Here is a 26112-nt window from a genome sequence, read left to right as displayed (position 1 = left end):
GCGCTCAACCACCCTCCCCTGAAGGGGAGGGAGATGGCAAGAGGCTTAGTCCGCCAGCGCCCTTTGTCCCTGGCTGATGGCCTGCTCAAGCGTCAGCGCTTGGGCCGGCCGTTCGGCTCCGCAGGCGATGGCCAGCAGCTCGGCTGCATCCCCGCCCGGCGCGGCGTCATAGGCGGGGGCGGCGTCGGGCGTCGCCGGCCCTTCCGTCCCGTCCGCCTTCAAAGAGGAGAAGTCCAACCGATCCGCCGTCCTCGCGCGACAGTCGAACGCCCACCGCGACCAGCCCCCGACATAGGTCACGTCTCCGACCTTGAACCCGGCCTCGGTCACCTGCAGTTCCCGCATCCGCGCCACGTCGCCCTCGCGTTCGATCGAGGCCGCGTCGGCATAGATGGCGAACCGTCCCACGCCGGTCGGGACCAACTGCGGATCGGCGAGCGCGAGCAGCAGGGCGATCATGCGACAAGGGTCTCCGCCTGTTTCAGGTCCACGCTGACCAGCTGGCTCATGCCGCGTTCGGGCATGGTGACGCCGTACAGCCGGTCCATCCGGCTCATGGTCACGGGGTTGTGGGTGATGACGATGAAGCGGGTGTCGGTGCGGCTGCGCATCTCGTGCAGCATCCGGCAGAAGCGGTCCACGTTGGCATCGTCCAGCGGCGCGTCCACCTCGTCCAGCACGCAGACCGGCGCGGGGTTGGCCAGAAAGACGGCGAAGATCAAGGCCGCCGCCGTCAGCGCCTGCTCGCCCCCGCTCATCAGGCTCATGACCGACAACCGCTTGCCGGGCGGGCAGGCGTAGATCTCCAGCCCCGCCTCCAGCGGGTCGTCGCTCTCGACCAGTTTCAGCTCGGCTTGGCCCCCGCCGAACAGGGCTTCGAACAGGGTCTTGAAGTTGACGTTGATCACGTCGAACGCCGCCACCAGCCGCTCACGGCCCTCGGCGTTCAGCTCGTCGATGCCGTCGCGCAGCTTGGCGATCGCCTGCGTCAGGTCGATGCGCTCCGACTTCATGCTGTTCAGCCGCTCGCCGTATTCGACCGCCTCGTCCTCGGCGCGCAGGTTGACGGCGCCCAGAGCTTCGCGTTCGCGCTCCAGCCCATAGAGCAGGCTCTCGGCCCCGGCGGCGTCGGGCGGGCGGGCGATGGCGTCGTCGGTCAGCTTCTGACCCAGCTCCTGCGGCGACATCTGCGCCGTCTCGCGCAGGGTGGTCTCGGCCTCGGCCAGCTTCTCGGCGGCGGCCTCGGCGCGGGCGGACAGGCCGGCGCGGGCCTCGCGGGCCTGCGACGCGGCGGTTTCGGCGGCGCGCGACGCGCGGTCGGCCTCGGTCGCCTCAGTCTCGGCGACGGCCATGGCGTCCGACGCCGCCTGCTTCCTCTGCTCGGCGGCGACCAGCGTGTCCAGCAGCTTGCCGCGCTGCTCGGCGAAGCCCTGGGGCGCGACCTCGGCCTGCTTCAGCAGGGCGGCGGTCCGGTCGGCGTCCTTGGCCAAGGCGGAGACGCGGCCGGCGCTGTCCTTGGATCGCGTGACCCAGCCTTCACGCGCGCGGGTCAGGCTGCCCAGCCGCTGCTCGCGGCCCTGACGATCGCGGGCTTCGGCGTCGCGGTCCGACCGGGCGGTCTGGGCCGCAGTGCGGGCGGCGTCGGCCGTGGCGCGGGCGGCGGTCAGTTCGTCGCGCAGGTCGGCGATCGTCTCGGACGGGGCGTCAGGGGTCTGGGCGGCTTCCAGGGCCGCTTGCGCCTCGGCTGCGTCGGCCGCCAACCGGGTCACGGTGTCGTCCAACGCCTGGGCGCGCGCCTCGCGGCGGGCCTGCTCGCGGGCCAGGGTCTCGACGCGGTCGCGGGCGGCGGTCACGGCCTTTTCGGCGGCGAAGGGCTTCAGGCGTGCGGCCTTGACCGTCTCTTCGGCGGCGCGAAAGGCTTCCGTCGCCGATTTCTGAGCCGCCTGCGCCTGATCCAGCGCTGGTCTGCCCTTGTCGATCTCGGCCTCCAGCTCGGCCAGGCGCGTGCGCTGAGCCAGGCGCACGGCGGCCGGGCGCGGCGCCTCGGCGCGGCTGACGAACCCGTCCCAGCGATAAAGGTCGCCCTCGACCGTCACCAGGCGCGCGCCGGGCGGCAGAAGCCCCGCCAGCCGGGCCGCCTCGGCCTTCGGCGCCACACCGCAAAAAGCGAGCCGCGCGGTCAGCTGTGCCGGCGCCTGAACATGATCCGAAAGCGGCGTGATACCGGCGGGCCAGGACGGGGAGGGCGCATCCGCTCCGCCCCAATAGGCGGCGGCTTTGGCGTCCAGCGCCGCGTCCAGATCGTCGCCTAGGGCGGCGGCGAGGGCGGCCTCGTAGCCCTTGTCGGCGCGGACCTTGTCCAAGGCGGGGGGATGGTCGCGCTTGCCGGTGACCAGCAGCTGGGCCAGGCCGCGCGCCTCGGTCTGAAGTCGGCCCAGCCGGTCCTCTGCGGCGCGCGCGGCGGTGCGGGCCTCCTGTTCGGCGCGGGCCAGGTCGCCGCGTGTGGCCTCAGCCGCCTCGACGGCGTCGCGCGCCGCGGCGAGGTCGGCCTGCGCCGTTTCCAGCGCCTGGCGGGCGGTTTCCAGCTCGGGCGTTTCCAGCGGCCCCAGAGCCTCGCGTTCGCGTCGGGCCTGATCGTGCTGGGCGGTGACGCGGGCCAGTCGGGCCTCGGCGTCGCGCTTGCGGGCCGTCTCGGCGTTGGCGCGGGCCTCGACGGCGGCCAGCATCCCCGCCAGCCGTTCGACCTGGCCGTCGGCGGCCTTGCGGGCCTCCTCGGCGGCGATCAGAGCCTTATCCAGTTCGGGGCCGCGTTCGGGGGCGGCGGCGATCTCGGCCTTCAGCCGGGACAGTTCGTTGTCGAGCCGGTCCAGTTCGCGCTGGGCGTCGGCCGCCATGCCGTCTTCGCGCGCGGCGTCGGCGGCGATGCGGGCGGCCTCGCCCTTTAGGCGATCCACTTCCGCGCGGGCCGCCTGTTCAGCCATGTCCAGCCGATCGCGCTCCAGGCTGGCGCGGTGCAGAAGGGCGGAGGCGACGGCGTCCTCCTCCCGCGCGGGCTTCAGGGCTTCCTGGGCGGACAGGGCGGCCGTCTGGGCGGCGGCGGCGGCGGTCGTTGTTTCGGCGACGGCGGCGTCGGCCGCGCGCAGTTCGGCGGCGGCGGCCTCTGCGGCTAGACGCGCGTCGTTCCAGCTCACATAGAGCAGGGCGGCCTGAAGGGCGCGGATCTCCGCTGAGATCTTCTTGTATTTCTCGGCTTGGCGGGCTTCGCGCTTCAGCCGGTTCAGCGCCGTCTCAAGCTCACGGCCGATGTCGTCCAGCCGGTCCAGATTGGTCTCGGCGGCCTTGAGGCGCAGCTCGGCCTCGTGCCGACGGGTGTGCAGACCGGCGACGCCGCCCGCCTCTTCCAGGATGCGGCGGCGGTTCTGCGGCTTGGCGGCGATCAGTTCCGAGATTTGGCCCTGACGCACCAGAGCGGGCGAGTTGGCGCCGGTCGAGGCGTCGGCGAACAGCAGCTGGACGTCGCGGGCGCGCACCTCCTTGCCGTTGATGCGGTAGGTCGAACCCTGGCCCCGGTCGATGCGGCGCGACACCTCCAGCACGGGGCTGTCGGTAAAGGGCTGGGGCGCGCGGCGAGCCGCGTTGTCGATAGTCAGGCTGACTTCGGCGTGGCTGCGCGGAGGACGGCCAGCGGCACCGGCGAAGATGACGTCGTCCATGCCCTGACCGCGCATGGCCTTGGCCGAGTTGGCGCCCATGACCCAACGCAGGCTTTCAAGGACGTTGGATTTGCCGCAGCCGTTCGGGCCGACGACGCCGGTCAGGCCGGATTCGATATGCACCTCCGCCGGATCGACGAACGACTTGAAGCCGACGAGCCGGAGGCGCTGGAACTGCATCGTCCCGACGGACTACCGAAGCAGCGGATCGATGGCGGCCGACAGAGCCTCCAGCGAATGATCCATCACCATCGTCCCGTTGACGAAGAAGGTGGGCGTGCCGGTGACGCCGGCGGCGCGCGCACCCTCGATCTGGGCGTCGAGGGCCGTACGGATGGTCGGGCCGTTCAGGCACGCCTCGATCTGCTCGCGGGTCTTGCCGCTGGCGGCGATGCCGGCCGCGAACCAGGGCTGGGCGCCCGTGGTCTGCAGGTTGGCCTGATCGCGCATGAAGACGGCCGCCACGTCGAAATAGCGTCCGGGCGCGGCGCACAGGGCGACCGCAGCCGCGGCGGCGGCGACATTGGCGGGCGCGGTCGGCAGGTTGCGGTGAACCAGCCGGACCTTGCCGGTGTCGATGTATTTGGCCTTGAAGGCCGGCAGCACGGTGTTGTGGAAGTCCGCACAGTGCGAGCAGGTGAAGGACGCGTATTCAATCACCGTGACCGGCGCATTCGCCCGACCCAGGATATGATCTTGGGCCGTGACGGGCGGGGGCGCATCGGCGGCGAGCGCCGGCGTCGCCAAACCGCCGGTCAGGGCGGCGAAGGCGAAACCGGCGGCGATGAAGGCGCGTCGCATCATCTGATTTGACCTCGGTTACTTGGCCAGGGCCGCGTCGATGGCGGTGGACAGGTCGGCTAGGCTGGCGCCTTCGCCGCCGGGCGAGATGACCTGGGTTTCGTTGACGTAGAAGGCCGGGGTGCCGGTCACGCCCTGGGCGCGGGCGGCCTGAACCCGCTTCTCCATGGCGGCGACGGCGTCCTTGTCGGTGACGCAGTCGTTGAACTGCTGCTCGGACAGGCCGGCGGCCTGGGCGGTGCGCAGCAGCCAGTCGCGCGGCGAGGACGTCAGCATCTCCTGCTGCGTCGCCATCAGCTGGTGAACCACGTCGAAATACTTGTCCGGGCCGGCGCAGCGCGCGACCAGGAAGCCGGCGGTGGCGGCGTCGACCGGCGGGGTCGGCAGTTCGCGGAAGACGTAGCGGACCTTGTTGGTGTCGACGTATTTGGCCTTGAACGCCGGCCAGGTGTTCTTCTGCCACAGGGCGCAGTGGGGGCAGGTGACCGAGGCGTATTCGACCACGGTCACCTTGGCACCTTCGGGCGCGCCCAGACCCATGTCGCCCTCGGCCGCACCCTTGGCGCCGCCGCCGCAGGCCGCCAAAGCCATGGTCGCCAGTGCGGCGCCGGTGATGGCCGCACGACGGCTCATGCGGGCGAAGCGGGATTCAGTGTCGGCCATGAAGGTTCCTCGGATCGGATCGTTGGCGATGATCACGCGATTCCCCAGGAATGGCGCAACCCTGAACTAGTCTGGAACAGGTGCGGCAAAGTTTTGTCAACAGCGCCTCATCCGCGCGCCCAGGCCCGATCGATCGCCGGTGCGGGGATGAAACTTTGCGGCCTGTCCTGGCGGGGCGGCGGATCGCTTATGCCCTGCTGAATGAAGCGCATCGCCGACAGCAGGCCGGAACGCGAGAAAGGCTTGGGGATCACGCCGTGTGCGCCCAAAAAGTCCTCGGGGATCATCTTGGGGTTGGCTGTCAGGAACACCACGGCGGTGGACGGCCAGCGATCCTTGATCAGGCGACACACGTCCAGGCCGCTGGAGTTATCCGCCAGCTGGATATCGACGAAGGCGATGTCGGGCGGCGCGTCGAGCGACAGCGACTCGACCTCGCTGAGAGACATGGCTTCTCCGACCAACCGGTGGCCTTCGTCCTCAAGCATCGCCTCGAGGTCCATCACAAGCAGGGCCTCGTCCTCGACGACCAGGATGTCGAAGTGAGGCCCGGCGCCGCGCACCTAGCCGCTCACGGGGAAGTCGACGACCGCGCGCGTTCCGGGGTCGGCTGGCAGCCACAGGGTCTTGCCGCCGATCTGCTTTGAAAGACGACCGATCAAAGTCTTGCCCAATCCCTGATGCGCAGCGCCGGGAATGCCGGGGCCGTCGTCCTGAACAACGACCTGGCCGCCTTGTTCCGTTCTTTTGGCCGAGACGATCAATCGGCCGCCGCGATCCTCGGGGAATCCGTGCTTGATCGCATTGGTCAGCAGTTCGTTGATGATCAGCCCGATCGACGAGGCATGGGTCGAGGGAATGAACATGGGCTCCACATCGACAGACACCTCGATATCGGTGCGTCCCGTCGAGCCAATCACATCGGCGACCAGGGTGTTGGTAAAGGCGCCGACGTCGAACTGGGTGACGTCTTCGGACTGATAGAGTTTGCGGTGAACGGTCGCCAAGGCGTCCACCCGCTCCAGCATGGAGTCCAGTGTGGCGGTCAGGGCCGGATCGGACAGCGAGCGCGATTGTAGCCGCAGCAGCGAGCCGATCATGGTCAGGTTGTTCTTGACCCTGTGATCGACCTCGTGAAGCAGCAGGGTCTTGGCGGCGAGCGCCTCTTGCAGATCGGCGGTGCGGGCGGCGACTTCGCGTTCGACCAGAGCCTTTTGCTTTTCGACGTAGACCTGAGCCTCAATCCGCTCGGTCACATTCAGCTGCGAGGCGAAGAAATACTCGATCTCCCCCTGGGCGTTGCGCACCGGGCTGATGAACAGGGCGTTCCAGAAGGTGCTGCCGTCCTTGCGATAGTTCAGCAGATCAATGTGGATGTCGGCGCCGGCCTCAAGAGCTTCGCGGATCTTGGCGACGGCGGCCTTGTCGGACTTCGGCCCCTGAAGGAACCGACAGTTCTGGCCGATGATCTCGTCGCGCTCATAGCCGGTCAGATCCTGGAAGGCCTTGTTGGCGAAGACGATCGGATTATCGTCGCGACGCGGGTCGGTGATGACCATCGGCATGCGCGTGCCGCGTATGGCGGCGGCGAACGGATCTCCACGCCCGATTTCGTGTTCGACGACATCGGTAAGTCGCCAGTCGTCTTGCTGCTTCATCGGGACTCGGAATACAGGCGCGCGACCGGAAGCGCCGTGCGGATATTTGTCGCTTTACAACCTCTTCCTACAGCACCGGGGGGCGACTGCCAACCAAGGCGCGGCGCTCAGTCGGACTTGATGTCGGAGCGCGACAGGGCGATGCGGCCCAGCCGGGCCAGGGCGGCGCGGAGATCGTCGGGGGCTGAAGCGATCGATGCGGCCAGATCGGCCTCGGCCTGGGCGGGCAGGGGCGGCGGCTTGGCGCTGCGTTTGGGACGGGCGGCGGCCTCCTTCAAAGGGGCGACCGGACCCTGGGCGATGCGCAACCGATCCACCGTCCCGGCGCCCAGGAACAGGTTGACGCGGGCCAGGATGTCCTCGGACTGGTGCTGGATCAGCAGGGCGGCGGCGCCGGCGACGCGCAACTCCAACACGCCGGGCTGACCGCCCTTACCCTTGGTCAGTTTCTGAGGACGGGTCACGCGCGCCAGGCGATCGCCGACGATCTCGCGCCAGCGGGGCTCCAGCGCGCCTGCGCCGCGTCCGAACTGCTCGTCCAGCTTCTTGATCAGGGGCGTCAGCGCCTTGCCTGCGCGCGGCGCCGGTCGGGGGACCGGACGGGTGCGGCGGCGAGACAGGATCTCGCGGACCTCGGCGTCTGTGGGCAGCGTGCGGCGCATGGGTCTATATAGCCCGACCGATGCCTGACGTCTCTCCCGACATAGACCTGATCCGCTCCCAGCTGGTGGCCTGGTACGACGCCCATGCGCGCAGCCTGCCGTGGCGCGCCGCCTTCGGCGCGGCGCGGACCGAGCCATACCGCGTCTGGTTGTCGGAGGTCATGCTGCAGCAGACGACCGTGCCGCATGCGACGCCGTATTTCCACGCCTTCACCACGCGATGGCCGACGGTCTCGGACTTGGCGGCGGCCGAGGATGCGGAGGTGATGGGGGCCTGGGCCGGGCTGGGCTACTATGCGCGTGCGCGCAATCTGCTGGCCTGTGCGCGGGCGGTGGCGGGCGAGCATGGCGGGGTGTTTCCGGACACCGAGGCGGCGCTGCTCACCCTGCCGGGCGTGGGCGCCTATACGGCGGCGGCCGTCGCCTCCATCGCCTTCGACCGGGCGGCTAATGTCGTGGACGGCAATGTCGAGCGGGTCATGGCGCGTCTGTTCGCGGTCGAAACGCCGGTCCCCGCCGCCCGGCCCGAGCTGAGGCGGCTGGCGGGCCTGTTCGTCACGGACGAGCGGCCGGGCGATTGGGCGCAGGCGCTGATGGATCTTGGCGCGACGGTTTGCCGGCCCAAGTCACCGTCGTGCGGGACCTGTCCGGTAGCCAGCGAATGCCTGGGTCTGGCCACGGGCGACCCGGCCCGGTTTCCGATGAAGACGAAGAAGGCGGACCGGCCGCATCGGCGGGGCGCGGCCTATGTGCTGATCGATGATCAGGGGCGGATCGCAGTCGAGACGCGGCCTGAGAAGGGGCTGCTGGGCGGAATGCTGGGCCTGCCGACCAGCGACTGGACGACAGGCGAGCCTGTTGCCGCAGCGCCGGTCGAGGCCGACTGGCGCGACGCGGGGGCTGTGGAGCACGTCTTCACCCACTTCAGCCTGACGCTGGCGGTGATGACCGCGCGTGTTGATGCGGACGGCCCCTATCGCTGGATGCCGATCGAGGCGGCGCGGGCCGCTCTGCCGACAGTCTTCGCCAAGGCGCTGGATAGGGCGAGCGCGCCCGATCTGTTCGGCTGACCCTTATCGCAATGTGCGGATCGAGACCTTGCCCCGCTTGTGATGCGGGATGACCACCGCGCGACCGTCGGCGTGCTGGATATTCAGATCGACAACGGCGCCGCCGACTTCCAGGCCGGTGATCTTCAGACGATCCAGACCGGCGGGCAGGACCGGATCGGCCAGATCGACCGTCTCGGTCCAGGCGTCGATCGACAGGCCCAGGGTCGCCTGAAGCATTAGGAAGACCGAGCCCGCCGCCCAGGCCTGAGGCAGACAGGCGACCGGATAGGCGATCGGCGGCTCGCCCGGCTCACGCGGGAAGCCGCAGAACAGTTCGGGCAGCCGCAGGTGGAAGTGGGCGGCCGCAGCGTAGATCTCGGCCAGTATTTCCGCGACCGCATCGCGCTCGCCGTAAGCCGCCATGCCGGCGGCGGCCATGGCGGTGTCGTGCGGCCAGACCGAGCCGTTGTGATAGCTCATCGGATTGAAGCGGGCCTGTCCAACCTCCAGCGTGCGGATGCCCCAGCCGGTGCGGAACTCGGCGGTCAGCAGGCGTTTGGTGACACGCCGCGCGCGCTCCAGCGACGGCAAGCCGGTGAACAGCAGGTGCCCGGCGTTGGAGGCGATGGCGCGACATTGCTGGCCGTCGCCGTCGAGGGCCACTGCGTAGAAGCCCTCGTCCTCCATCCAGAACTTTTCCTCGACCAGCGAGCGGACCTGTTCGGCGCGCATCCGCCATTCGGTCGTGCGGTCGTCGTGCAGGCGCTCGCCCAGATCGCCCAGCGCCTTCCAGGCGGCGAAGGCGTAGCCCTGAACCTCCAGAAGCGCGATCGGACCCTTGGGGAAGCGACCGTCGGCGTGGAAGATGGAGTCCTCGGAGTCCTTCCAGCCCTGGTTGGACAGGCCGGTGTCGGCTCCGCGCTGGTAGTCGATCAGACCGTCATTGTTGCTGTCGCCATAGTCGCGCATCCAGTCGGCGGCCGCGATCAGATTGGGCCAGAGCGTGCGGATCAGATCCAGATCGCCGGTGCGGTTCGCGTAGGCGCCGGCTAGGGCCACGAACAGGCAGGTGGTGTCGACCCCGCCATAGTAGAGACCGAACGGCACCTCATGCAGGGCGCTCATCTCGCCGCCGCGGGTTTCGTGCATGATCTTGCCGGGCTGGCTGTCCCGATAGAGCGAGGTCTCAGTCGCCTGGCGCGAGGCCAGATAGGTCAGCACGCCCTTGGCCAGCGACGGATCCAGCCAAAGCATTTGCCAAGCCGAAATGATGCCGTCGCGGCCAAACGGCGTCGAGAACCACGGCGTGCCCGCATAGGGATAGGGGCCGGTCGGCAGGTCGGTCGTCAACAGCGCCATGTCGGCGCGCGACTGGTCCAGCCAGTCGTTGAAGCGCGGGCTGCGCGGGCCGCGCACCGAGGCGCCGCGCCGGCGTTTGGCGCGCATGGCCAGGCGGGCCTGGATGGCGTTCTGGCGCCAGCGATCGGCGTCCGGCGTCTCGCAGGCGTCCACGCCGCATTCGATGAACAGGTCCAGCGAGCGGCCCTTGGGCAGGCTGAACATGAACTCGGCGCGTTGATGCGTCAGGCGCGCGGGCGGTTCGGAGAAGGCGATGCAGCTGGATCGATCCACGTCGTCCAGGCCGGTGTAGCGGAAGGTGACGCGACGGCCGTCTGTGGTCGGCGTGTGGATGGTTCCGCGCTTGGCTCGCGGCGTGCCGCGCACCTGGAAGATATCGAAAAAGTCCGCGCCGAAGTCGAAGGCCAGCGGCAGCAGGATGTCCTCCACCCCATGATTGACCATGCGGATACGCTCGAACATCCGCCGGTTCCACAGGAAGCGCCGGCGCTCGATATGCAGGACGCCGGCCGGCGCCGACCGGCCGCCCATCGGGGGCAGGGGACGATTGGTGGTGTGGCAGGAGAAGAAGACGTTGTCTTGGCTGACACCGGACGACAGACGCGACGGCTTCAGCAGGCCGACGGTCATGGCCCAGCGCGACAGGACGCGGGTGTCGCCCGCGAACAGGCCGTCGGCGCCGCCCTTCATGTCGCCCCACCCGTCGGCGACCAGGAAGGTGTCGCCTTCCTTCAGCGCCATCAGCTGTTCGAGACCCGTGGCCTCGACCGATTCACCGGCGGTCAGTTGAGTGGAATAGGCGTCGTCCATGCGGTCTCTTCCCCGTCGTTGTGAGGCCTCGGCCGAACGTGTCGCACCCGAATGCGGCGCTCAGGGGCCGCTTGCAGACTTTAATGGGCAAGTCGCCGACGGGTTCAGGCGAACCTGTGCTTTTTCGCATGCCGGCGGCGACTGCCGTTACTTCACTAGCCGCACGACCCCGATTGACCGTGCGATTTCGCGGAAGGCGGCTTCCAAGGCGGCGCTGTCCTCAGCCAGGAAGGCGTGGTCGGAGTCCGTGGCGCAGGTTCGCAAGAGGTTGCGCCCGTTCGTCGTCGGGACGTTGAGGCCCACAGTGAACACTTCGATCTTGTTTGATTTGGCGTAGGTGCAGATCGCATCCAGATCTCCATCTGTCGCCGCCAGTTCGTTAGGCTTGACTGTGGCCACGTGCGCGCCGTCCGAGGACCTATATCGCATCGTGTTCACTCCGTCGGTCATCAACACCAAGATCTTGCGCGGCGTGCGGTTCGCGGGGTCGTAAGCGCCCCCTTCCTGGAACGGCGCAGTGGGCGACAGCAGATTGATGCCCCAGATCAGGCCGGATGGGATGTGGGTTTCAGGCTTGTAGCCGCCGACGTTGATGACCAGGTTCTTGATCGCATTCAGGACGCTGGACTTGCTCTTGGACAGGGGGCTGACCGCGTTCAGGCAGCTTTGGCCCGTCGTCAGGAAGCCCTTGTAGGGCGTCGCCGGCGACAAATCATTCAGCCGGGTCGTGCCGACATTGCGCGAATAGACGCAGCCGAACCATTTGTAGGTCATGTCGCAGCGATAGGGTGTGACCGGGACCGTCTTGACCACCTGATCCTTGTAGCAGGTGCCGGTCTCGCTGACGCCGTCGCGCACGGTGGTGCAGGGGTAGGGCGTGCCGCCGCTGTAGGTCGTCTTGGTCGTGCAGGTTCGCTCCTGCACATAGTCGTCGGGGACGGAAATCCAGGAAGCCTTGCGATTGGCCACGCCGACGTTGACGTAGTCCGCATAGGGCACGACACCGATCGAGACCTCGTCGCTTTCGGTCGCCATCAGCTCATTGACCAGCAGACTGGCCGAGCTCTTTAGCGCATCAATCCGCTTGATCGAGCGGCTGTCCTTTTCGCTCATCGACCAGGTGTTATCGAGCACCAGAACGGTTTCGATCCGCTGGGCGACGCCGCGCGTGGCTTCCGATACGGCGTTGAGATCAAACTGCTTTATTCCCGCCAAGCCGGCGAAGATGGGTTTCACGCCGCCGGAGAAGCTGACCCTGACGATCTTGTCGTTGACGTATGTGGTTTCACTCTTCCAGCCGGGGATGACCTGGTTGGTCTTCATATTGGCCTGAAGGTAGGGCGAAGCGGCCTCTTCAAGTTCCTTCTGGGTCTTTCCGCGAGAGGCGGCCGCGCCGAGCGCGGCGGCGTCGAGCGCCTCTTGGACCTGATTTCGCGCGGAGACGTAGCGATTGATGTCGATGGCCAGACCGACCATCAAAACCAGCGCCATCGCAGATAGGGCGAAGAAGGTGGCGATATTGCCCGATACGTCGCGGCGGAGCTTCTCCAAAAGCCGCCCTGTCACTGTCGATTTCATGTCGAGCGCCCCGATTATGAGCCCCGCTTAGCCGACAAGGATAATTTTAAAGTGAACAGCTTCGCCGTTAGGCGCCGCAGATCGCCCAGGCGTTAGGCGATCGCAGCGAAGCTTCGGTCTTCCACCAACGGGCGCAGGGGCGTGACGACGTCATCCAAGGCAGCCTCCGCAAACGGACGGCGCGCCAGCAGGTCGCCGTAAACGTCCAGATACCGGCGCGCCATGGCCGTGGCGGAAAACCGCAGATCGAAGCGCGCGCGGATGGCCTCCCGATCCAGCAGATGCGCGCGTCCGGCGGCGGCGATGGCCTGTTCCATCGTGTCGACCAAGAAGCCCGTGGCGCCGTCTTCGATCACCTCTGGCGTCGAGCCGCAGCGGAAGGCGATCACCGGCGTGCCGCAGGCCATGGCCTCGATCATCACCAGACCGAACGGCTCCGGCCAGTCGATGGGAAAGAGCAGGGCTTCGGCGCCGCCGAGGAAGGCGGACTTCTGATGGTCGCCGATCTCGCCGATGAACTCGATCAGCGGATTGCCCTCAACCAATGGGCGGATCGCTTCTTCCCAATAGCGTTTGTCGGCGGCGTCCACCTTGGCGGCCATCTTCAGACGCTTGCCCAGTTTGGTGGCGATCTCGATGGCGCGGTCGGGGCGTTTCTCGGGCGAGATGCGACCCAGGAAGGCTAGATAGCCCTCGGACTTCGGGGAGAAGATGTACTGTTCGCCCGGCATGCCGTGATGGACGGTGGCTTTCCAGTTGGCGAAATGCAGCGGCTTACGCTGATCGTCGGAGATGGAGACCAGCCCGAACTCGCTCCAACGCGCATAGACGCCGGGCAGGTCCTTCATATCCAGACGGCCGTGCAGGGTCGTCAGGGTCTTGTCCGCATATTTCTGGAACAGCGGGAAGTGGACCATGTCGGTGTGGAAGTGGATGACGTCGAACTCGTCGGCGCGGTCCAACACTTCGCCCAACATCGACAGGTGGGCGGCGAGATCGGATTTCAACGGCGCCGGATCCAGACGGATCGCCTGATCGCGCACGGGCACAAGACGCGCCTTGGTCTGGGCGTCGGCGCTGGCGAACAGCGTCACGTCGTGGCCCAGCTCGACCAAGGCGTCGGTCAGATGCGCGACCACACGTTCCGTACCGCCGTACAGCTTGGGAGGCACAGCCTCGTACAACGGGGTGATCTGCGCGATTTTCATGGTGATGTGCTCCGACACCGCATCCTGGCGGGCCGTTGACATCAATGTTCTCGCAACTGCGAAGTTCCGTCACAGCTGATGAATTTTCACATAGGTTTCGCGGGGTTACAGCGACGCTAACCCATACTGAGTGTGCGAAATCGTACGTATTAGCGACGGATTGCCGGCTAAGTGATTGATGTGGCTTACGCGACGCGCGGTCGCAGCGGCTTACATCGCGGCGCGAACTTCGGAGCGGAGGGCGTCGATGGATTTCAGCCCCTGGTCGGTCTTGAAGCGCCAGTAGGTCCAGCCGTTGCAGGCCGGTGCGTTTTCCAGCAGCGCGCCCAGCTTGTGGATCGAGCCGCTGAGCGAACCGTGAACCAGCGAACCGTCCGCGCGAACCCGCGCCTCGCGCTCGCCCTTGGGGCAGTACAGGCGGTCGCCGGGTTGCAGCAGGCCGGCCTCGACCAGGGCGCCGAACGGCACCTTCGGCTCGGCACGCTTGGAGCCTGTGACCATCAGGTCTTCGGGGCGGGCAGGGATGACTGAGGCGATGCGGGTTTCGGCGACCTCGGCATAGGTCTCGTCACGCTCGATGCCGATGTAATGGCGGCCGAGGCGCTTGGCGGCGGCGCCGGTGGTGCCGGTGCCGAAGAAGGGATCCAGGATCACGTCGCCGGGGCGCGTCGCCGACAGCAGGACACGGTGCAACAGGGCTTCGGGCTTCTGAGTCGGATGGGCCTTCTTGCCGTCGGCGTCCTTGATCCGCTCCTCGCCCGTGCACAGGGCGAAGGTCCAGTCGGAGCGCATCTGGGTGTCTTCGTTGAAGGCCTTCAGCGCATCGTAGTTGAAGGTGTAGCGCTTCTGATCCCGCGACTTGGCGGCCCAGATCAGGGTCTCATGGGCGTTGGTGAACCGGGTGCCCTTGAAGTTCGGCATCGGGTTGGACTTGCGCCAGATGATGTCGTTCAGCACCCAGAAGCCCAAGTCCTGGATCGCCGATCCCAAGCGGAAAACGTTGTGGTAGCTGCCGATCACCCAGATCGAGCCCTCGGGCTTCAGGACGCGGCGGCATTCCGCCAGCCAGGCGCGAGTGAAGGCGTCGTATTCGGCGAAGCTGGCGAACTTGTCCCAGTCGTCATCGACCGCATCGACCTTGGAATTGTCGGGACGCAGCAGGTCGCCGCCCAGCTGCAGATTATACGGCGGATCGGCGAAGACCATGTCCACCGAGGCGTCGGGCAGGCTCTTCAGCACCTCGATGCAGTCGCCACGATAAATGACGTCCTTGGCGAGGACAGGGGTCTTCAGATCGGACATGGAAACGCGGCCCCGCAACAGTGAGACCGCTATGGTGAATCCTTGTGGTTAAGGTCGAGTAACCGGCGCGAAGCGTTCACGCCGGTTACCCCTCACCTTACGCCAGCATGCGCACCTTGGGCTCGCGGTCCCACTGCCGGGTGAGGGCGGGGGCGAGGAAGCCTGTGGCGTCCTTGGACAGATCGATCACGCCTGCATCCGGCTCGACGCCCGCCTTGTCCAACAGGGGCTGGGCCTCAGCGGTGTGGCCGATGGCCTTGAGGTGGCCGAAGGCGTCCTTGGTGAAATCGATTGCGGCGCCTTCTTTCAGCATCTGGGCACACCCGTCCTCGGACAGAACGATCGCCACGGCGTCGAACAGGACCGACGGGCTGCCGGCCAGCTGACCGTCGGCCGCCAGCGTCTTGCCGTCCTTCAGCTTGGCGCCGCCGATCTTGGGCGCGACGATGAAGACAGAGCCGCCGTCGCCTTCGACCGTCGCACGAACGGCGTCGACGACCGCGCCGTCCGAACCGTCGGCGACCAGGATGGCGACCTTTCGGCCCTTAAGAGTATCGGGATATTTGCCGACGATGCGCAAGGCGGGCGAGGCGTCCAGATCGATGGGCGCCACACCGGGGTCCGACGCCTTGGGCAGGGGCAGGTTCAGGCCGTCTGCGACCCGCTGGGCCAGGGTCTCATCGACGTTCTGCAGATTGGCCAGAACGCGCTCGCGAACGTGGGCGAGCGACACCTTTGACAGTTCGAACACGATGGCGCTGGCCAAATGGGCCTGTTCGATCTCGGTCTGGGAGCGGAAGAACAGCCGTGCCTGGCTGTAGTGATCGGCGAAGCTTTCAGCGCGCAGCCGGACCTTTTCGCCCTCGACCGGGATGGGCGCGGTGCTGAAGCCGCCCTTGGGATCTTCACGCGGGCCGCCGTCCTCGCCCGCCTCGGCCAGGCTGTTGGGCTCATAGTTGGCGCGGCCCTTGGGCACGGCCATCTGCATATGACCGTCGCGCTGGAAGTTCTGGAAGGGGCAGCCCTTGGCCTGGTTGATCGGGATCTGGTGGAAGTTGACCGTGCCCAGGCGCGAGAGTTGGGTGTCCTGATAGGAGAACAGCCGGCCCTGCAGCAGCGGGTCTTCCGAAAATTCGATGCCAGGCACGATGTTGGTCGGCAGGAAAGCGACCTGTTCGGTCTCGGCGAAGAAGTTGTCCGGGTTGCGGTCCAGCACCATTCGGCCGATCACGCGGATCGGATAATCTTCTTCCGGCACCAGCTTGGTGGCGTCCAGAATGTCGAAGGGTAGGGCGTCGGCCTGTTCCTGGGTGAACAGTTGCACGCCGAACTCCCATTCGGGGAAGTCGCCCTGATCGATGGCCTCATACAGGTCGCGACGGTGATAGTCGGGGTCGGCGCCGGCGATCTTGACCGCCTCGTCCCAGCAGGTCGATTGCGTCCCCAGCTTGGGCCGCCAGTGAAACTTGACCAGAGTCGCCTCGCCTTCGGCGTTGATTAGCCGGAAGGTGTTGACGCCGAAACCTTCCATCATGCGCAGGCTGCGCGGGATGCCGCGGTCGGACATGGCCCACATGACCATGTGCATGCTCTCGGGCATCAGGCCGATGAAGTCCCAGAAGGTATCGTGAGCGCTGGCCGCCTGGGGATAGCCCTTGTCGGCCTCCATCTTCACCGAATGGATCAGGTCGGGGAACTTGATCGCGTCCTGGATGAAGAAGACGGGGATGTTGTTGCCAACCAGATCCCAGTTGCCTTCGGTCGTATAGAATTTGACCGCAAAGCCGCGCACATCGCGCGGCGTATCGACCGAGCCCGCGCCGCCGGCGACGGTCGAGAAGCGGGTGAACAGCTCGGTCTTCTTGCCCACCTCGGTCAGGATCTTGGCCGTGGTGAACTCCGACAAACTGTCGGTCAGTTCAAAGAAGCCGTGGGCGGCCGAGCCGCGGGCATGGACGATCCGCTCAGGGATACGCTCGTGGTCGAAATGCTGAATCTTCTCGCGAAGGATGAAGTCTTCCAGCAGGGTCGAGCCGCGCGGGCCGGCCTTGAGCGAGTTCTGATTGTCGCTGATCGGCGTCCCGTGATTTGTGGTCAGGCGGGTCTCAGGCGTCGAGGCGGTCTGGTGCACCTCGCCGGCGTTGCCGATTGTCGGCGCGCCGGCCGGCTTTGCGTTCTTGGCCATCTTGGGAGTCCTTTGGAGCAGCGGCGCAAGCGGGAGCCGCGCGCGTTCCCGAAGACAACTCGGTGGAGGCGCAATAGTTCTGTGCGAGTTCGCGCACAGCCGCGCCCGATCGTCCTTAGAAAAGTTCGCTCCGTATGCGGCGCGCCCTTCGCAGGAGGCGAGGCGGCGTTTATGAGGCGAAAATGATCGCACGCCTACGCCCCGTCCCGTTCGACCTCGGTCCCGTTCATTTCGTCGGCATCGGCGGCATCGGCATGAGCGGCATCGCCGAGATCATGCTGAAGATCGGCTATTCGGTGCAGGGCTCTGACGCCAAGGCGAGCGCCAATACCGAACGGCTGGAACAGCTCGGCGCCAAGATCTTCATCGGCCACGACGCCGCCCATGTGGGCGAGGGCGTTTCAGCGGTGGTCTATTCGACGGCGGTCAAGGCCGACAATCCCGAGATGAAGGCGGCCCGCGAGCGCCGCATCCCGCTGGTGCGCCGGGCCGAGATGCTGGCCGAGCTGATGCGGCTGCAGTTCTCGATCGCGGTTGGCGGCACGCACGGCAAGACGACGACGACCTCTATGGTGGCGGCCCTGCTGGATGCGGCGGGCCTGGATCCCACAGTGGTCAACGGCGGCATCATCAACGCCTATGGCACCAATGCCAAGGTCGGCGACGGCGACTGGATCGTGGTGGAGGCGGACGAGTCGGACGGCAGCTTCCTGCGCCTGAAATCGACGGTCGCCATCGTCACCAACATCGACCCCGAACATTTGGACCACTACGGCGACTTCGACGGGGTGCGGAAGGCGTTCGTGGATTTCGTCGAGAACATACCCTTCTATGGGTTCGCCGCTGTCTGCCTAGACCATCCGGAGGTTCAAAAGCTGGTCGCGGCCATCGATAACCGGCGGCTTGTGACCTACGGCGTCAATCCGCAGGCGATGGTGCGGGCCGACAATGTCGAGATGGGGCCGGACGGCTGTCGCTTCGACGTGGTCATCCAGAATGGCGAAACCCATGTGATCTCCGGCGTCCATCTGCCGATGGCCGGCTGGCATAATGTGTCGAACGCCCTGGCCGCGATCGCCGTGGCGCGCGAACTGGATGTGTCGGACGACGCGATCCGCACCGGCTTGGCCGGCTTCGGCGGGGTCAAGCGCCGCTTCACCACGACGGGCGTCGTGGGCGGCGTCCGAATCGTCGACGACTATGGCCACCACCCGGTCGAGATCGCCGCCGTGCTGAAGGCCGCCCGTCAGGTGACGGACGGACGGGTTATCGCCGTGGTTCAGCCGCACCGCTACACGCGTCTGCGCGATCTGATGGACGAGTTCTCGACCTGCTTCTCGGACGCCGACAGCGTGATCGTCGCCGACGTCTATCCGGCCGGCGAACAACCGATCGAAGGTGTGGACAAGCACGCCCTGGCCGACGGAGTGCGCCGCTACGGCCACCGTCACGTCCAGGCCTTGGAGAACGCCGCTGTGCTGCCTCGCCTGATCAAGGATGAGGCCAAGTCCGGCGACGTCGTCGTGCTGCTGGGCGCCGGCGACATCACCAGCTGGGCCTATGGCCTGCCGGCGCAGTTGGAGACCCTGGCGTGATCGCTCTGCTCGAAGTGCGCGGCAAGCTGCTGCGGAACGAGCCGCTGGCGCCCTATACCTGGTTCCGGGTAGGCGGCGCGGCCGAGGCCCTGTTCATTCCAGCGGACGCCGCGGATCTGGCGGATTTCCTGAAGGCGTTGGACCCGGCCGTGCCGGTGACGGTTCTAGGCGTCGGATCGAACGTCATCGTCCGTGACGGCGGGGTCGAGGGCGTGGTGATCCGCTTGGCGGGCCGCCCGTGGGCGCAGATCACGACGGACGGCGACACGGTCACGGCCGGCGCGGGCGCGCTGGACTCGATGGTCGCCAAGGCCAGCGCCAAGGCGGGGATTGCCGGGCTGGAATTCTACGCCGGCATTCCGGGAACGATCGGCGGCGCCCTGACCATGAACGCCGGCTGCTACGGCTCCGAGACCAAGGACGTTTTGGTTTCGGCCTGGGGCCTGACGCGGGCGGGCGAGCGGGTCGATTACGATCTGGCCGACTTCGGCTACACCTATCGCCATTCCCGGGCGCCGGCCGACATCGTCTGGATCGAGGCGACCTATCGCGGCGCGGCTGACGAACCCGAGGCGGTAGCGGCCCGGATCTCCGAGATCACCAGCCGTCGCGAGACCACCCAGCCGATCCGCGAGAAGACGGGCGGCTCGACGTTCAAGAACCCCGAGGGCCATTCGTCGTGGAAGCTGGTGGATGAGGCCGGATGGCGCGGCAAGCTGCACACCGAGACGGGCGGTGGGGCCAAGTTCAGCGAACTGCACTCCAACTTCATTATCAATCCCGGCGAGGCGACAGCCGCCGACATCGAAGGCCTGGGCGAGGCGGTTCGCGCCGATGTGTTGGCCAAGACCGGCGTTCAGCTGGAGTGGGAAATCAAGCGGATCGGCCGAGCGGGATAAAAAATCCCGCGCAAAAATAGCCGGCGGACGTGAATGGTTGACGGCCTGTTAAACATGTAGGCCCCAATCCAAGGCGTCATGGCCCGCGATTTCAAAGATCTTCATGTCGCCGTCCTACTGGGCGGCCTTTCCGCAGAGCGGGAGGTGTCCCTCTCGTCGGGCGAGCAGTGCGCGCAGGCGCTTGAGCGGCAGGGCGTGCGCGTCAGTCGTGTGGACGCCGGGCGCGACCTGGCCAATGTGCTTTCGGGTCTGATCAAGCCCGATGTGGTGTTGAACTGTCTGCACGGCGCTTGGGGCGAAGACGGCTGTGTTCAGGGCGTGCTGGAGACCCTGCGGATTCCCTACACCCATTCCGGCGTGCTGGCCTCTGCCCTGGCGATGGACAAGGACAAGTCCAAGGCCGTGCTGCGGGCGGCCGGCATTAAGGTGCCGGGCGGTGGTCTCTACGATCGTCACGAAGTCGCCAGCCGCCACGTCATCGACCCGCCCTATGTGGTTAAGCCGAATGCCGAGGGCTCGTCGGTCGGCGTCTTCCTGGTGCGCGAAGGCGCCAACCGTCCGGTTTCCGAAGTGGGGGAGCCGGGCTGGGCTTACGGCGAGCAGGTCGTCGTCGAGCCCTATATCGCCGGCAAGGAGCTGTGCGTCACCGTGCTGGGCGAACCGGCCGGACCGCGCGCCCTGACGGTCACCGACATCACCCCGACCAAGGGCTTCTATGACTATGAGGCCAAGTATGCGCCGGGCGGATCGGTGCACGTCCTGCCGGCCGTCCTGCCGCCGCATGTGTTCGAACAGGCGCTGCGTCAGGCGGAGGCGGCGCATGTCGCCATGGGCTGCCGCGGCGTGTCGCGATCCGACTTCCGTTATGATGATGTTAAGGACGATCTGGTCCTGTTGGAGGTCAATACCCAGCCCGGCATGACCCCGACTTCGCTCGCGCCCGAGCAGGCCGCCCATACCGGGATGAGCTATGACGATCTGGTTCGGTGGATGGTGGAGGACGCCTCATGCCCGCGGTAGTTCGCGGCGGTCGGCGACAGGGTTCTAATCAGGCTCCACAGCGCGGTTCGGCTTCCAAAGGCGGGGGACGGTCGCGCAGCGGGGCCCAGAACGCGTCCGCCGTTCCCGGCAAGATGGCCGCCATCGGCCGTGTCGATATTTCGCCACGCACCGCCGTGATCGCCCTGGGCGCCGGCGCGCTGCTGCTGGTCGGGGTTCTGGCCACGGGCGCCCGCGCCGAGCGGATCGGCGCCTCGGTTTCGCATGGCCTGGATAATGTGACGGCCGGCATGGGCCTGACGCTCAAGCGGGTGCACATCACCGGCGCCTCGCCCGAGGCCGAGCCGGCGATCCAGCGCGCGCTCGGCCTGTATTCTGGTCAGCCGATCACCAGCCTGGATCTGGACGCCATTCGCACGCGAGTTCAGGGCGTGGGTTGGGTCAAGGAAGCGCGCGTGGTGCGCCTGTTGCCCGACACTCTGATCATCGAGGTCAAGGAACACGACCGCCTGGCCGTCTGGCAGGAGGCCGGTCAGATCAAGGTCATCGACAACCGGGGCCAAGTCATCGACGGCGCGGACGCGCGTCGCTATCCGACCTTGCCGCTCGTCGTGGGCAAGGGCGCCGATGTGGCGGCGGGCGAAATCCTGCCACTGCTGGCCCAACGCCCGCGACTGATGGGGATGGTGGACGCCCTGGTGCGCGTGGACGAGCGCCGCTGGGACCTGCGTCTGAAGGACGGCAGCCTGATCCAACTGCCTGCCACCGAACAGGAGGCGGCTTTGATCCGCCTCGATGCGCTGGACCAGCGCGAACGCCTGCTCGACCTGGGCTTCGCCCGCGTCGATCTCAGAACCCCCGACGAGGTCGCCGTGCGACCCGCCGGCGACGCCTAAGGACCATAGAGACATGACCAAGCAACGCGGCGCGGCGAATGATCACGGTCGGGGCATTGATCCTCGCGCCGGTCGTGCGCCCGTGGTCGCTGCGCTGGACATCGGCCAGTCCAAGGTCTCGTGCTTCATCATGAAGCCGGACGGCGTGCGTCACGCAGACCGCACCATCCGCGTCGCGGGCGCCAGCCACGTCCAGTCCAAGGGCGTGAGGGGCGGGGCGATCATCAACATGGATGAGGCCGCCCAGGCCATCGGTCACGCCGTCGAACGCGCCGAGCGCGCCGCCCAGAGCCCGGTTTCCGGCGTCGTCGTCACCACGGCTATCGGCCAAATGGCCAGCCACCGGGTGCAGGCCCGCGTCTCGCTTGGCGCCAATCCGGTCGGCGACGCCGATCTGGCGCGCGCCATCGGCATGGCTCTGGCCCAGATCCGCCTGCCCAACCGTCGCCCGATCCACGTCCTGCCCATCGCCTGGTCGGTCGACGGCGCGCGGGGCGTGCATGATCCGCGTTCGATGCGGGGCGGTTCTCTGGGGCTTGATCTGTTGGTCGTCTCGATGGCCGAGAACGTCTTTACGACCCTCAGCCACTGCCTGGAGCTGGCTCACCTCGACCTGCAAGGCGTCGCCGCCGCACCCGTCGTCTCGTCCCTGGCCGCGCTGGAAGAGGACGAGATGGACCTGGGCGCCGTCTGCATCGACATGGGCGGCGGCTCGACTAGCGCCGCCGTCTGGGGCGGCCGCTCCCTGCTGCATATCGAAAGTCTGAACGTCGGCGGCGACCACGTCACCTCGGACATCGCGCGCGGCCTGTCGACGTCCAAGGCCGGCGCCGAACGGCTCAAGACCCTTCACGGCTCGGCCATGGCCAGCGCCAACGAAGACCGCGAAATGCTGGAGGCCCCGCCGCGCGGCGAGGACGCCTCGGCGGGACCCGTCATCGTCCCGCGCGCCATGCTGAAGACCGTCATCGCCCCCCGCGTCGAGGAAACCCTCGAACTGCTCCGTGATCGGCTGAAAAATGCCGGCGTCGGCCTGGAGCCCGGCGCGGGCCTCGTTCTGACAGGCGGGGCCAGCCAGCTTAACGGCGTGCGTGAGCTGGCGGTACGCGTCTTCGACCGTCCCGTCCGCCTCGGAAAACCCCAACGGGCGCCACATTTGGCCGACGCCGCCTCCGGCCCCGCCTTCTGCGCCACCGCGGGCGTCCTTCTCCGCGCCGCCTACGGCCCGCGCGAGGCGGTGTCGGCCAGGAAGCTGATGGCGCGCCAGATCACCGCTGCGGATGCGCCGCGAATCCACCGTGGAAACGTGGTGGGACGTGTGGCTGGCTGGCTCAGAGATAATCTCTGACACGAGCACTTGGCGCTTGGCGCTCCTCGTGAGGGCGCCGATAATCTTTTGAGGCGTCACGGCAAACACCGGCTGCGTGTACGCTGTACACGCAATCCGATTGCATTTTTCCGAAATCAAACTGTTGCTCGACTGTAACAGTCCCGACGCGTGGTGGCCGGATTTCGGTCACAAAGCTTGCCGTTCCGTTGGAATGCATTAGACGAGACGCTCAAGCGCGCATCCGGGATTGGGGTGTGGATTGCTGTTGTTCGCTACATTCCATTGGGGCCACAAAATGCATTTGAAACGACAATATCTTTTTGGGACGACGATTCTTGCCGGCGTTCTGGCCGTCGCTGCGCCTTCGTTCGCGCAATCGACCTCCGGCAGCCAAGACGCAACCGAAGTCGGCGAAATCGTCGTCACCGGTTCGCGCATCGTCCGCCCGAACCAAGACGCGCCTACCCAGGTGCAGGTCGTGTCGTCCGAGGCCATCGAAAACACGGGTGAAGTGAACCTGGGCGAAATCCTCCGCACCTTGCCCGCCGCAGGCGTTTCCTCGCTGACGCCCACCAATTCCAACTTCTTCACGCAAGGCAACGGCGTTGCGACGGTCAACCTTCGCAACCTCGGCGAAGACCGCACCCTCGTTCTGGTGAACGGCCGTCGCTTCGTTGCCGGTCTGCCGGGCACGCAAGTTGTCGACTTCAACAGCCTGCCGACCGAGTTCATCGACCGCGTTGACGTCGTCACCGGCGGTGCCTCCTCGATCTATGGTTCTGACGCCTTGGCCGGCGTGGTGAACATCATCACGGACAAGGATTACGAAGGGTTCCAACTCTTCGGTCAGTACGGCATCACCGATCGTGGCGATCGCGAGAACTACAAGGTTGGCACCAAGTTTGGTTCGAACTTCGCCGATGATCGCGGCAATTTCGTCGGCACCCTGTCCTATCAGGAAAACAAGGCCGTCTACGCCCGTGATCGCGCCGACCGTGGCATGGATCGTGACGGCCTAGGTGGTCTGAACTTCGCGGACGGCACCTTCGGCGAAACGCGCTACTTCTTTGGTTCGAGCTTCATTCCGCGTGGCGTGGCGATTGTCCCCGGCATCGGCCTGAACAACTCGAACCGCGTCTATGAGCCGACGACTGGCGCTCAACGCCCGTATGCTGCTGCCACCGACGGCTTTAACCGTCAGGGCTCCCGTCAGCTGTACGTGCCGAATACGGCGCTGCAGTTCTCCGGCCAGGCGCTGTATGACTTCAACGACAACAATCGCTTCTTCTTCGAAGGGTCGTACTACCGCGGCCAAACCAAGAGCGACATCGAGCCGAGCCCCGTTTCAGGCGCAGACATCTTCCGCGACGCGCAAGACGTTGGTTTGAACCCGCAGTGCTCGGCCACCGGCTGCCTTTATGGTATTCCCCTGGTCAGCGCGATCGTTCCCGAGTCCATCCGTCAAGCGGTTCGTGATCGCACTCCCGGTCTGACCGACGCTCAGCGCGTCGTTGGCTTCCAACGCCGCATGACCGAGTTCGGCAACCGTCAGAACGAAGCGACCCGCGACCTGTTCCGCGTCGTTGCTGGCCTGGAGGGCGAGCTTCCGGGTTCGATGAACCTCAAGTATGAAATCAGCGGTAACTGGGGCCGCAGCTCGGAGCAGCAGCTCACGAACGGCGGTATTCTCAAGGATCGCCTGATCAATACGCTCGACGTGGTCGACACGGGCGGCGGCGTGCTGGCTTGCCGCAATATCGCAGAGCGTGCTCGTGGCTGTACGCCGTTCCGTATCTTCGAGGAAGGTGGCGCGTCGCAGGGCGTGGTCAACTACATCAAGGTTCAGAACTCGTTCGACTCCTTCGTCGATCAGAAGGTTCTGAACGGCTTCCTGAGCGGCGATCTCTTCGAACTGCCGGCTGGTCCCATCCAGTTCGTCGTGGGTTCGGAATACCGTCGTGAAGAGTCGCGCAACACACCTGACTCCACGCTTCAGCAAGGCTTGGCCAGCGGCAACATCGCCCCTGAAACCAAGGGTGATTTCAAGGTCATCGAAGGCTTCGCCGAACTGCGCGTGCCGCTGCTTCGCGACATGCCGTTCGCGCATCAACTCGACCTGAACCTGTCGGGCCGCCTCTCGGATTATTCGACCGTCGGCAACACCGAAGCCTGGGCTGCGTCGCTGGAGTATATGCCAACGGACTGGATTAAGTTCCGCTCGCAGTATTCGGTCGCTGTGCGTGCCCCGAACATCAGCGAGTTGTTCTCGGGCCGGTCGCAGACCTTCCCGACCAACCTTGATCCCTGCCGCGGTTTGACGACCTCGGGTGGCCAAGCTGCGTTTACGAACACGCGTGTGGACATCGCCAACCCGTCGAACGTCGCCGCCAGTGGTGTCAATGCATCGACGATCGGAAGCGATCAGGCCCGGGCCTGCTTGGCGGATCCTACCCTGGCGGCGCGTGTCGCCCGTGACGGCGTGTTCGCTCAAACCCAAGCCGAGGCACAAGGCACGGGCGGCTTCAACAGCGGCAACCCGAACCTGAGCCAAGAAAAGAGCACCAGCATCACCGGCGGTGTTCTGTTCAATGCGGATTGGTATGACTGGCTGTCGCCCTTCTCGCTGTCGGTCGATTACTTCAACATCGAAATCGACGACATCATCGCCAACTTGGCGCGCGGCACCAGCTTGAACGAATGCTATGTCAACAGCGGCGGCGTCTACAACGCGTCCAGCCCGTTCTGTCAGTCCGTCATTCGTTACGCATCTGGTACGGCGCAGGTCGGCGCAATGCGTGAACTGAACTCCCAAACGCAGAACCTGGGAACGTTCAAGACCAGCGGTATCGACGTTCAGGCCAGCTACACGTTTGACTTCGACAACTTCCCCGTCACCCGCAACTTCGGTGGCAACTGGGGTACGCTTGTCGCCAGCCTGACTTATCAGCACCTCGACGAGTACAAGACTTCGCCGTTGCCGGGTGCGGAGCTGGTTGAGTCGGCAGGCACCACGGGCCTGTCGAAGAACAAGGCTCAACTGGATCTGCTGTACCGTCGCAATGCTCTGACGGTGTCGTGGCAAACCCAGTTCGTCGGCGAAAGCTGCTACTTCGACCTCGACGACTGCGCCGACAACGATGTCAGCGGCTACATCGGCCTGAAGACCTTCTCGGATCTGCAGGTTCGCTACGCCGTCACGCCGAAGGCCACGGTCTTCGCCGGCGTCGACAACATCTTCGATGAGTATGTCTATATTGGCCAAGGCTATGGCCAACCGACCGGCTGGACGACCGAACCGGCTGTCTATGATGGCCTGGGACGTCGCTTCGTGATGGGCGCGCGCGTCAGCTTCTAAGCTGTCGTAGGTTCTTGAAGTGGGCGGAAGACGGAAACGTCTTCCGC

General features: G+C 66.3%; 19 protein-coding genes. 7 read left to right on the top strand and 12 right to left on the bottom strand.

The features are described 5' to 3' along the window. Nucleotides 1–45: 45 nt before the first annotated feature. The 7 genes from BVE01S_RS08275 to BVE01S_RS08245 all read right to left on the bottom strand — a co-directional run bounded on the left by BVE01S_RS08275 (nt 46) and on the right by BVE01S_RS08245 (nt 7497). Nucleotides 46–459 (bottom strand): surface-adhesin E family protein, encoded by a 414-nt coding sequence (locus BVE01S_RS08275; RefSeq protein WP_066626442.1) that lies wholly within the window; start codon nt 457–459, stop codon nt 46–48. Further along, nucleotides 456–3893 carry a chromosome segregation protein SMC gene (gene smc, locus BVE01S_RS08270; protein WP_066626440.1) on the bottom strand — a complete coding sequence of 1146 codons (3438 nt, stop codon included), beginning with the start codon at nt 3891–3893 and terminating at the stop codon, nt 456–458. Before smc ends, BVE01S_RS08275 begins: the two co-directional genes overlap by 4 nt. 12 nt (nt 3894–3905) lie before the next feature. Beyond that, the gene (locus BVE01S_RS08265; protein WP_066626438.1) at nt 3906–4517 is read right to left on the bottom strand and encodes a thioredoxin domain-containing protein; all 612 of its coding nucleotides are present in this window, start codon (nt 4515–4517) and stop codon (nt 3906–3908) included. A gap of 15 nt (nt 4518–4532) precedes the next feature. Next, on the bottom strand, nt 4533–5177 hold the full coding sequence (locus BVE01S_RS08260) for a DsbA family protein (protein ID WP_039246870.1): 645 nt from the start codon (nt 5175–5177) through the stop codon (nt 4533–4535). Nucleotides 5178–5284: 107 nt separating this feature from the next. After that, nucleotides 5285–5740: a response regulator gene (locus BVE01S_RS08255; protein WP_084375344.1), complete on the bottom strand. Its 456-nt coding sequence runs from the start codon at nt 5738–5740 to the stop codon at nt 5285–5287. Next, nucleotides 5741–6835: a PAS domain-containing protein gene (locus BVE01S_RS08250; protein ID WP_055805817.1), complete on the bottom strand. Its 1095-nt coding sequence runs from the start codon at nt 6833–6835 to the stop codon at nt 5741–5743. A gap of 107 nt (nt 6836–6942) precedes the next feature. Then, a complete protein-coding gene (locus BVE01S_RS08245) occupies nt 6943–7497 on the bottom strand; it encodes a DUF721 domain-containing protein (RefSeq protein ID WP_066626436.1) in 555 nt (184 codons plus the stop codon). 20 nt (nt 7498–7517) lie between these two features. Here BVE01S_RS08245 and mutY point away from each other — a divergent pair, with 20 nt between their 5' ends. Beyond that, nucleotides 7518–8567 carry an A/G-specific adenine glycosylase gene (mutY, locus tag BVE01S_RS08240; protein ID WP_066626434.1) on the top strand — a complete coding sequence of 350 codons (1050 nt, stop codon included), beginning with the start codon at nt 7518–7520 and terminating at the stop codon, nt 8565–8567. A 3-nt stretch (nt 8568–8570) separates the two neighbouring features. On the opposite strand, the gene BVE01S_RS08235 is transcribed toward mutY, so the two are convergent. The 5 genes from BVE01S_RS08235 to BVE01S_RS08215 form a co-directional block, all read right to left on the bottom strand. After that, on the bottom strand, nt 8571–10718 hold the full coding sequence (locus BVE01S_RS08235; protein ID WP_066626433.1) for an amylo-alpha-1,6-glucosidase: 2148 nt from the start codon (nt 10716–10718) through the stop codon (nt 8571–8573). Between the two features lie 147 nt (nt 10719–10865). Beyond that, nucleotides 10866–12296, bottom strand: a complete 1431-nt coding sequence (locus tag BVE01S_RS08230; RefSeq protein ID WP_084375343.1) for a TadE/TadG family type IV pilus assembly protein — start codon at nt 12294–12296, stop codon at nt 10866–10868. Between the two features lie 92 nt (nt 12297–12388). Beyond that, nucleotides 12389–13504 carry a glycosyltransferase family 4 protein gene (locus BVE01S_RS08225; protein ID WP_066626500.1) on the bottom strand — a complete coding sequence of 372 codons (1116 nt, stop codon included), beginning with the start codon at nt 13502–13504 and terminating at the stop codon, nt 12389–12391. A gap of 210 nt (nt 13505–13714) precedes the next feature. Then, nucleotides 13715–14806, bottom strand: a complete 1092-nt coding sequence (locus BVE01S_RS08220; RefSeq protein WP_066626431.1) for a site-specific DNA-methyltransferase — start codon at nt 14804–14806, stop codon at nt 13715–13717. 97 nt (nt 14807–14903) lie between these two features. After that, on the bottom strand, nt 14904–16991 hold the full coding sequence (locus BVE01S_RS08215; protein WP_066626429.1) for a catalase: 2088 nt from the start codon (nt 16989–16991) through the stop codon (nt 14904–14906). Between the two features lie 182 nt (nt 16992–17173). Here BVE01S_RS08215 and murC point away from each other — a divergent pair, with 182 nt between their 5' ends. From murC to BVE01S_RS08185, 6 genes are all read left to right on the top strand, one after another. Then, nucleotides 17174–18586: a UDP-N-acetylmuramate--L-alanine ligase gene (gene murC / locus BVE01S_RS08210; RefSeq protein WP_066626428.1), complete on the top strand. Its 1413-nt coding sequence runs from the start codon at nt 17174–17176 to the stop codon at nt 18584–18586. Beyond that, complete coding sequence (gene murB, locus BVE01S_RS08205; protein ID WP_066626426.1) at nt 18583–19485, top strand: UDP-N-acetylmuramate dehydrogenase; 903 nt, start codon at nt 18583–18585, stop codon at nt 19483–19485. The genes murC and murB overlap by 4 nt, the downstream gene beginning before the upstream one ends. A gap of 78 nt (nt 19486–19563) precedes the next feature. Next, nucleotides 19564–20505, top strand: a complete 942-nt coding sequence (locus BVE01S_RS08200) for a D-alanine--D-alanine ligase (RefSeq protein ID WP_066626424.1) — start codon at nt 19564–19566, stop codon at nt 20503–20505. Further along, a complete protein-coding gene (locus BVE01S_RS08195; protein WP_066626420.1) occupies nt 20493–21380 on the top strand; it encodes a cell division protein FtsQ/DivIB in 888 nt (295 codons plus the stop codon). The genes BVE01S_RS08200 and BVE01S_RS08195 overlap by 13 nt, the downstream gene beginning before the upstream one ends. Nucleotides 21381–21393: 13 nt before the next feature. Then, on the top strand, nt 21394–22728 hold the full coding sequence (gene ftsA, locus BVE01S_RS08190; RefSeq protein ID WP_066626418.1) for a cell division protein FtsA: 1335 nt from the start codon (nt 21394–21396) through the stop codon (nt 22726–22728). A gap of 247 nt (nt 22729–22975) precedes the next feature. Continuing rightward, nucleotides 22976–26065, top strand: coding sequence for a TonB-dependent receptor plug domain-containing protein (locus BVE01S_RS08185; RefSeq protein WP_157076446.1), 3090 nt, complete (start codon nt 22976–22978; stop codon nt 26063–26065). The last annotated feature ends 47 nt before the right edge of the window (nt 26066–26112 follow it).

It is taken from the genome of Brevundimonas vesicularis NBRC 12165 (genome assembly GCF_001592205.1).
In the GTDB taxonomy this organism is placed as follows: Bacteria; Pseudomonadota; Alphaproteobacteria; order Caulobacterales; family Caulobacteraceae; genus Brevundimonas; species Brevundimonas vesicularis.
The sequence above is the reverse complement of the archived record's forward strand: the minus strand, read 5'-3'. Positions and strand labels throughout refer to the sequence as shown.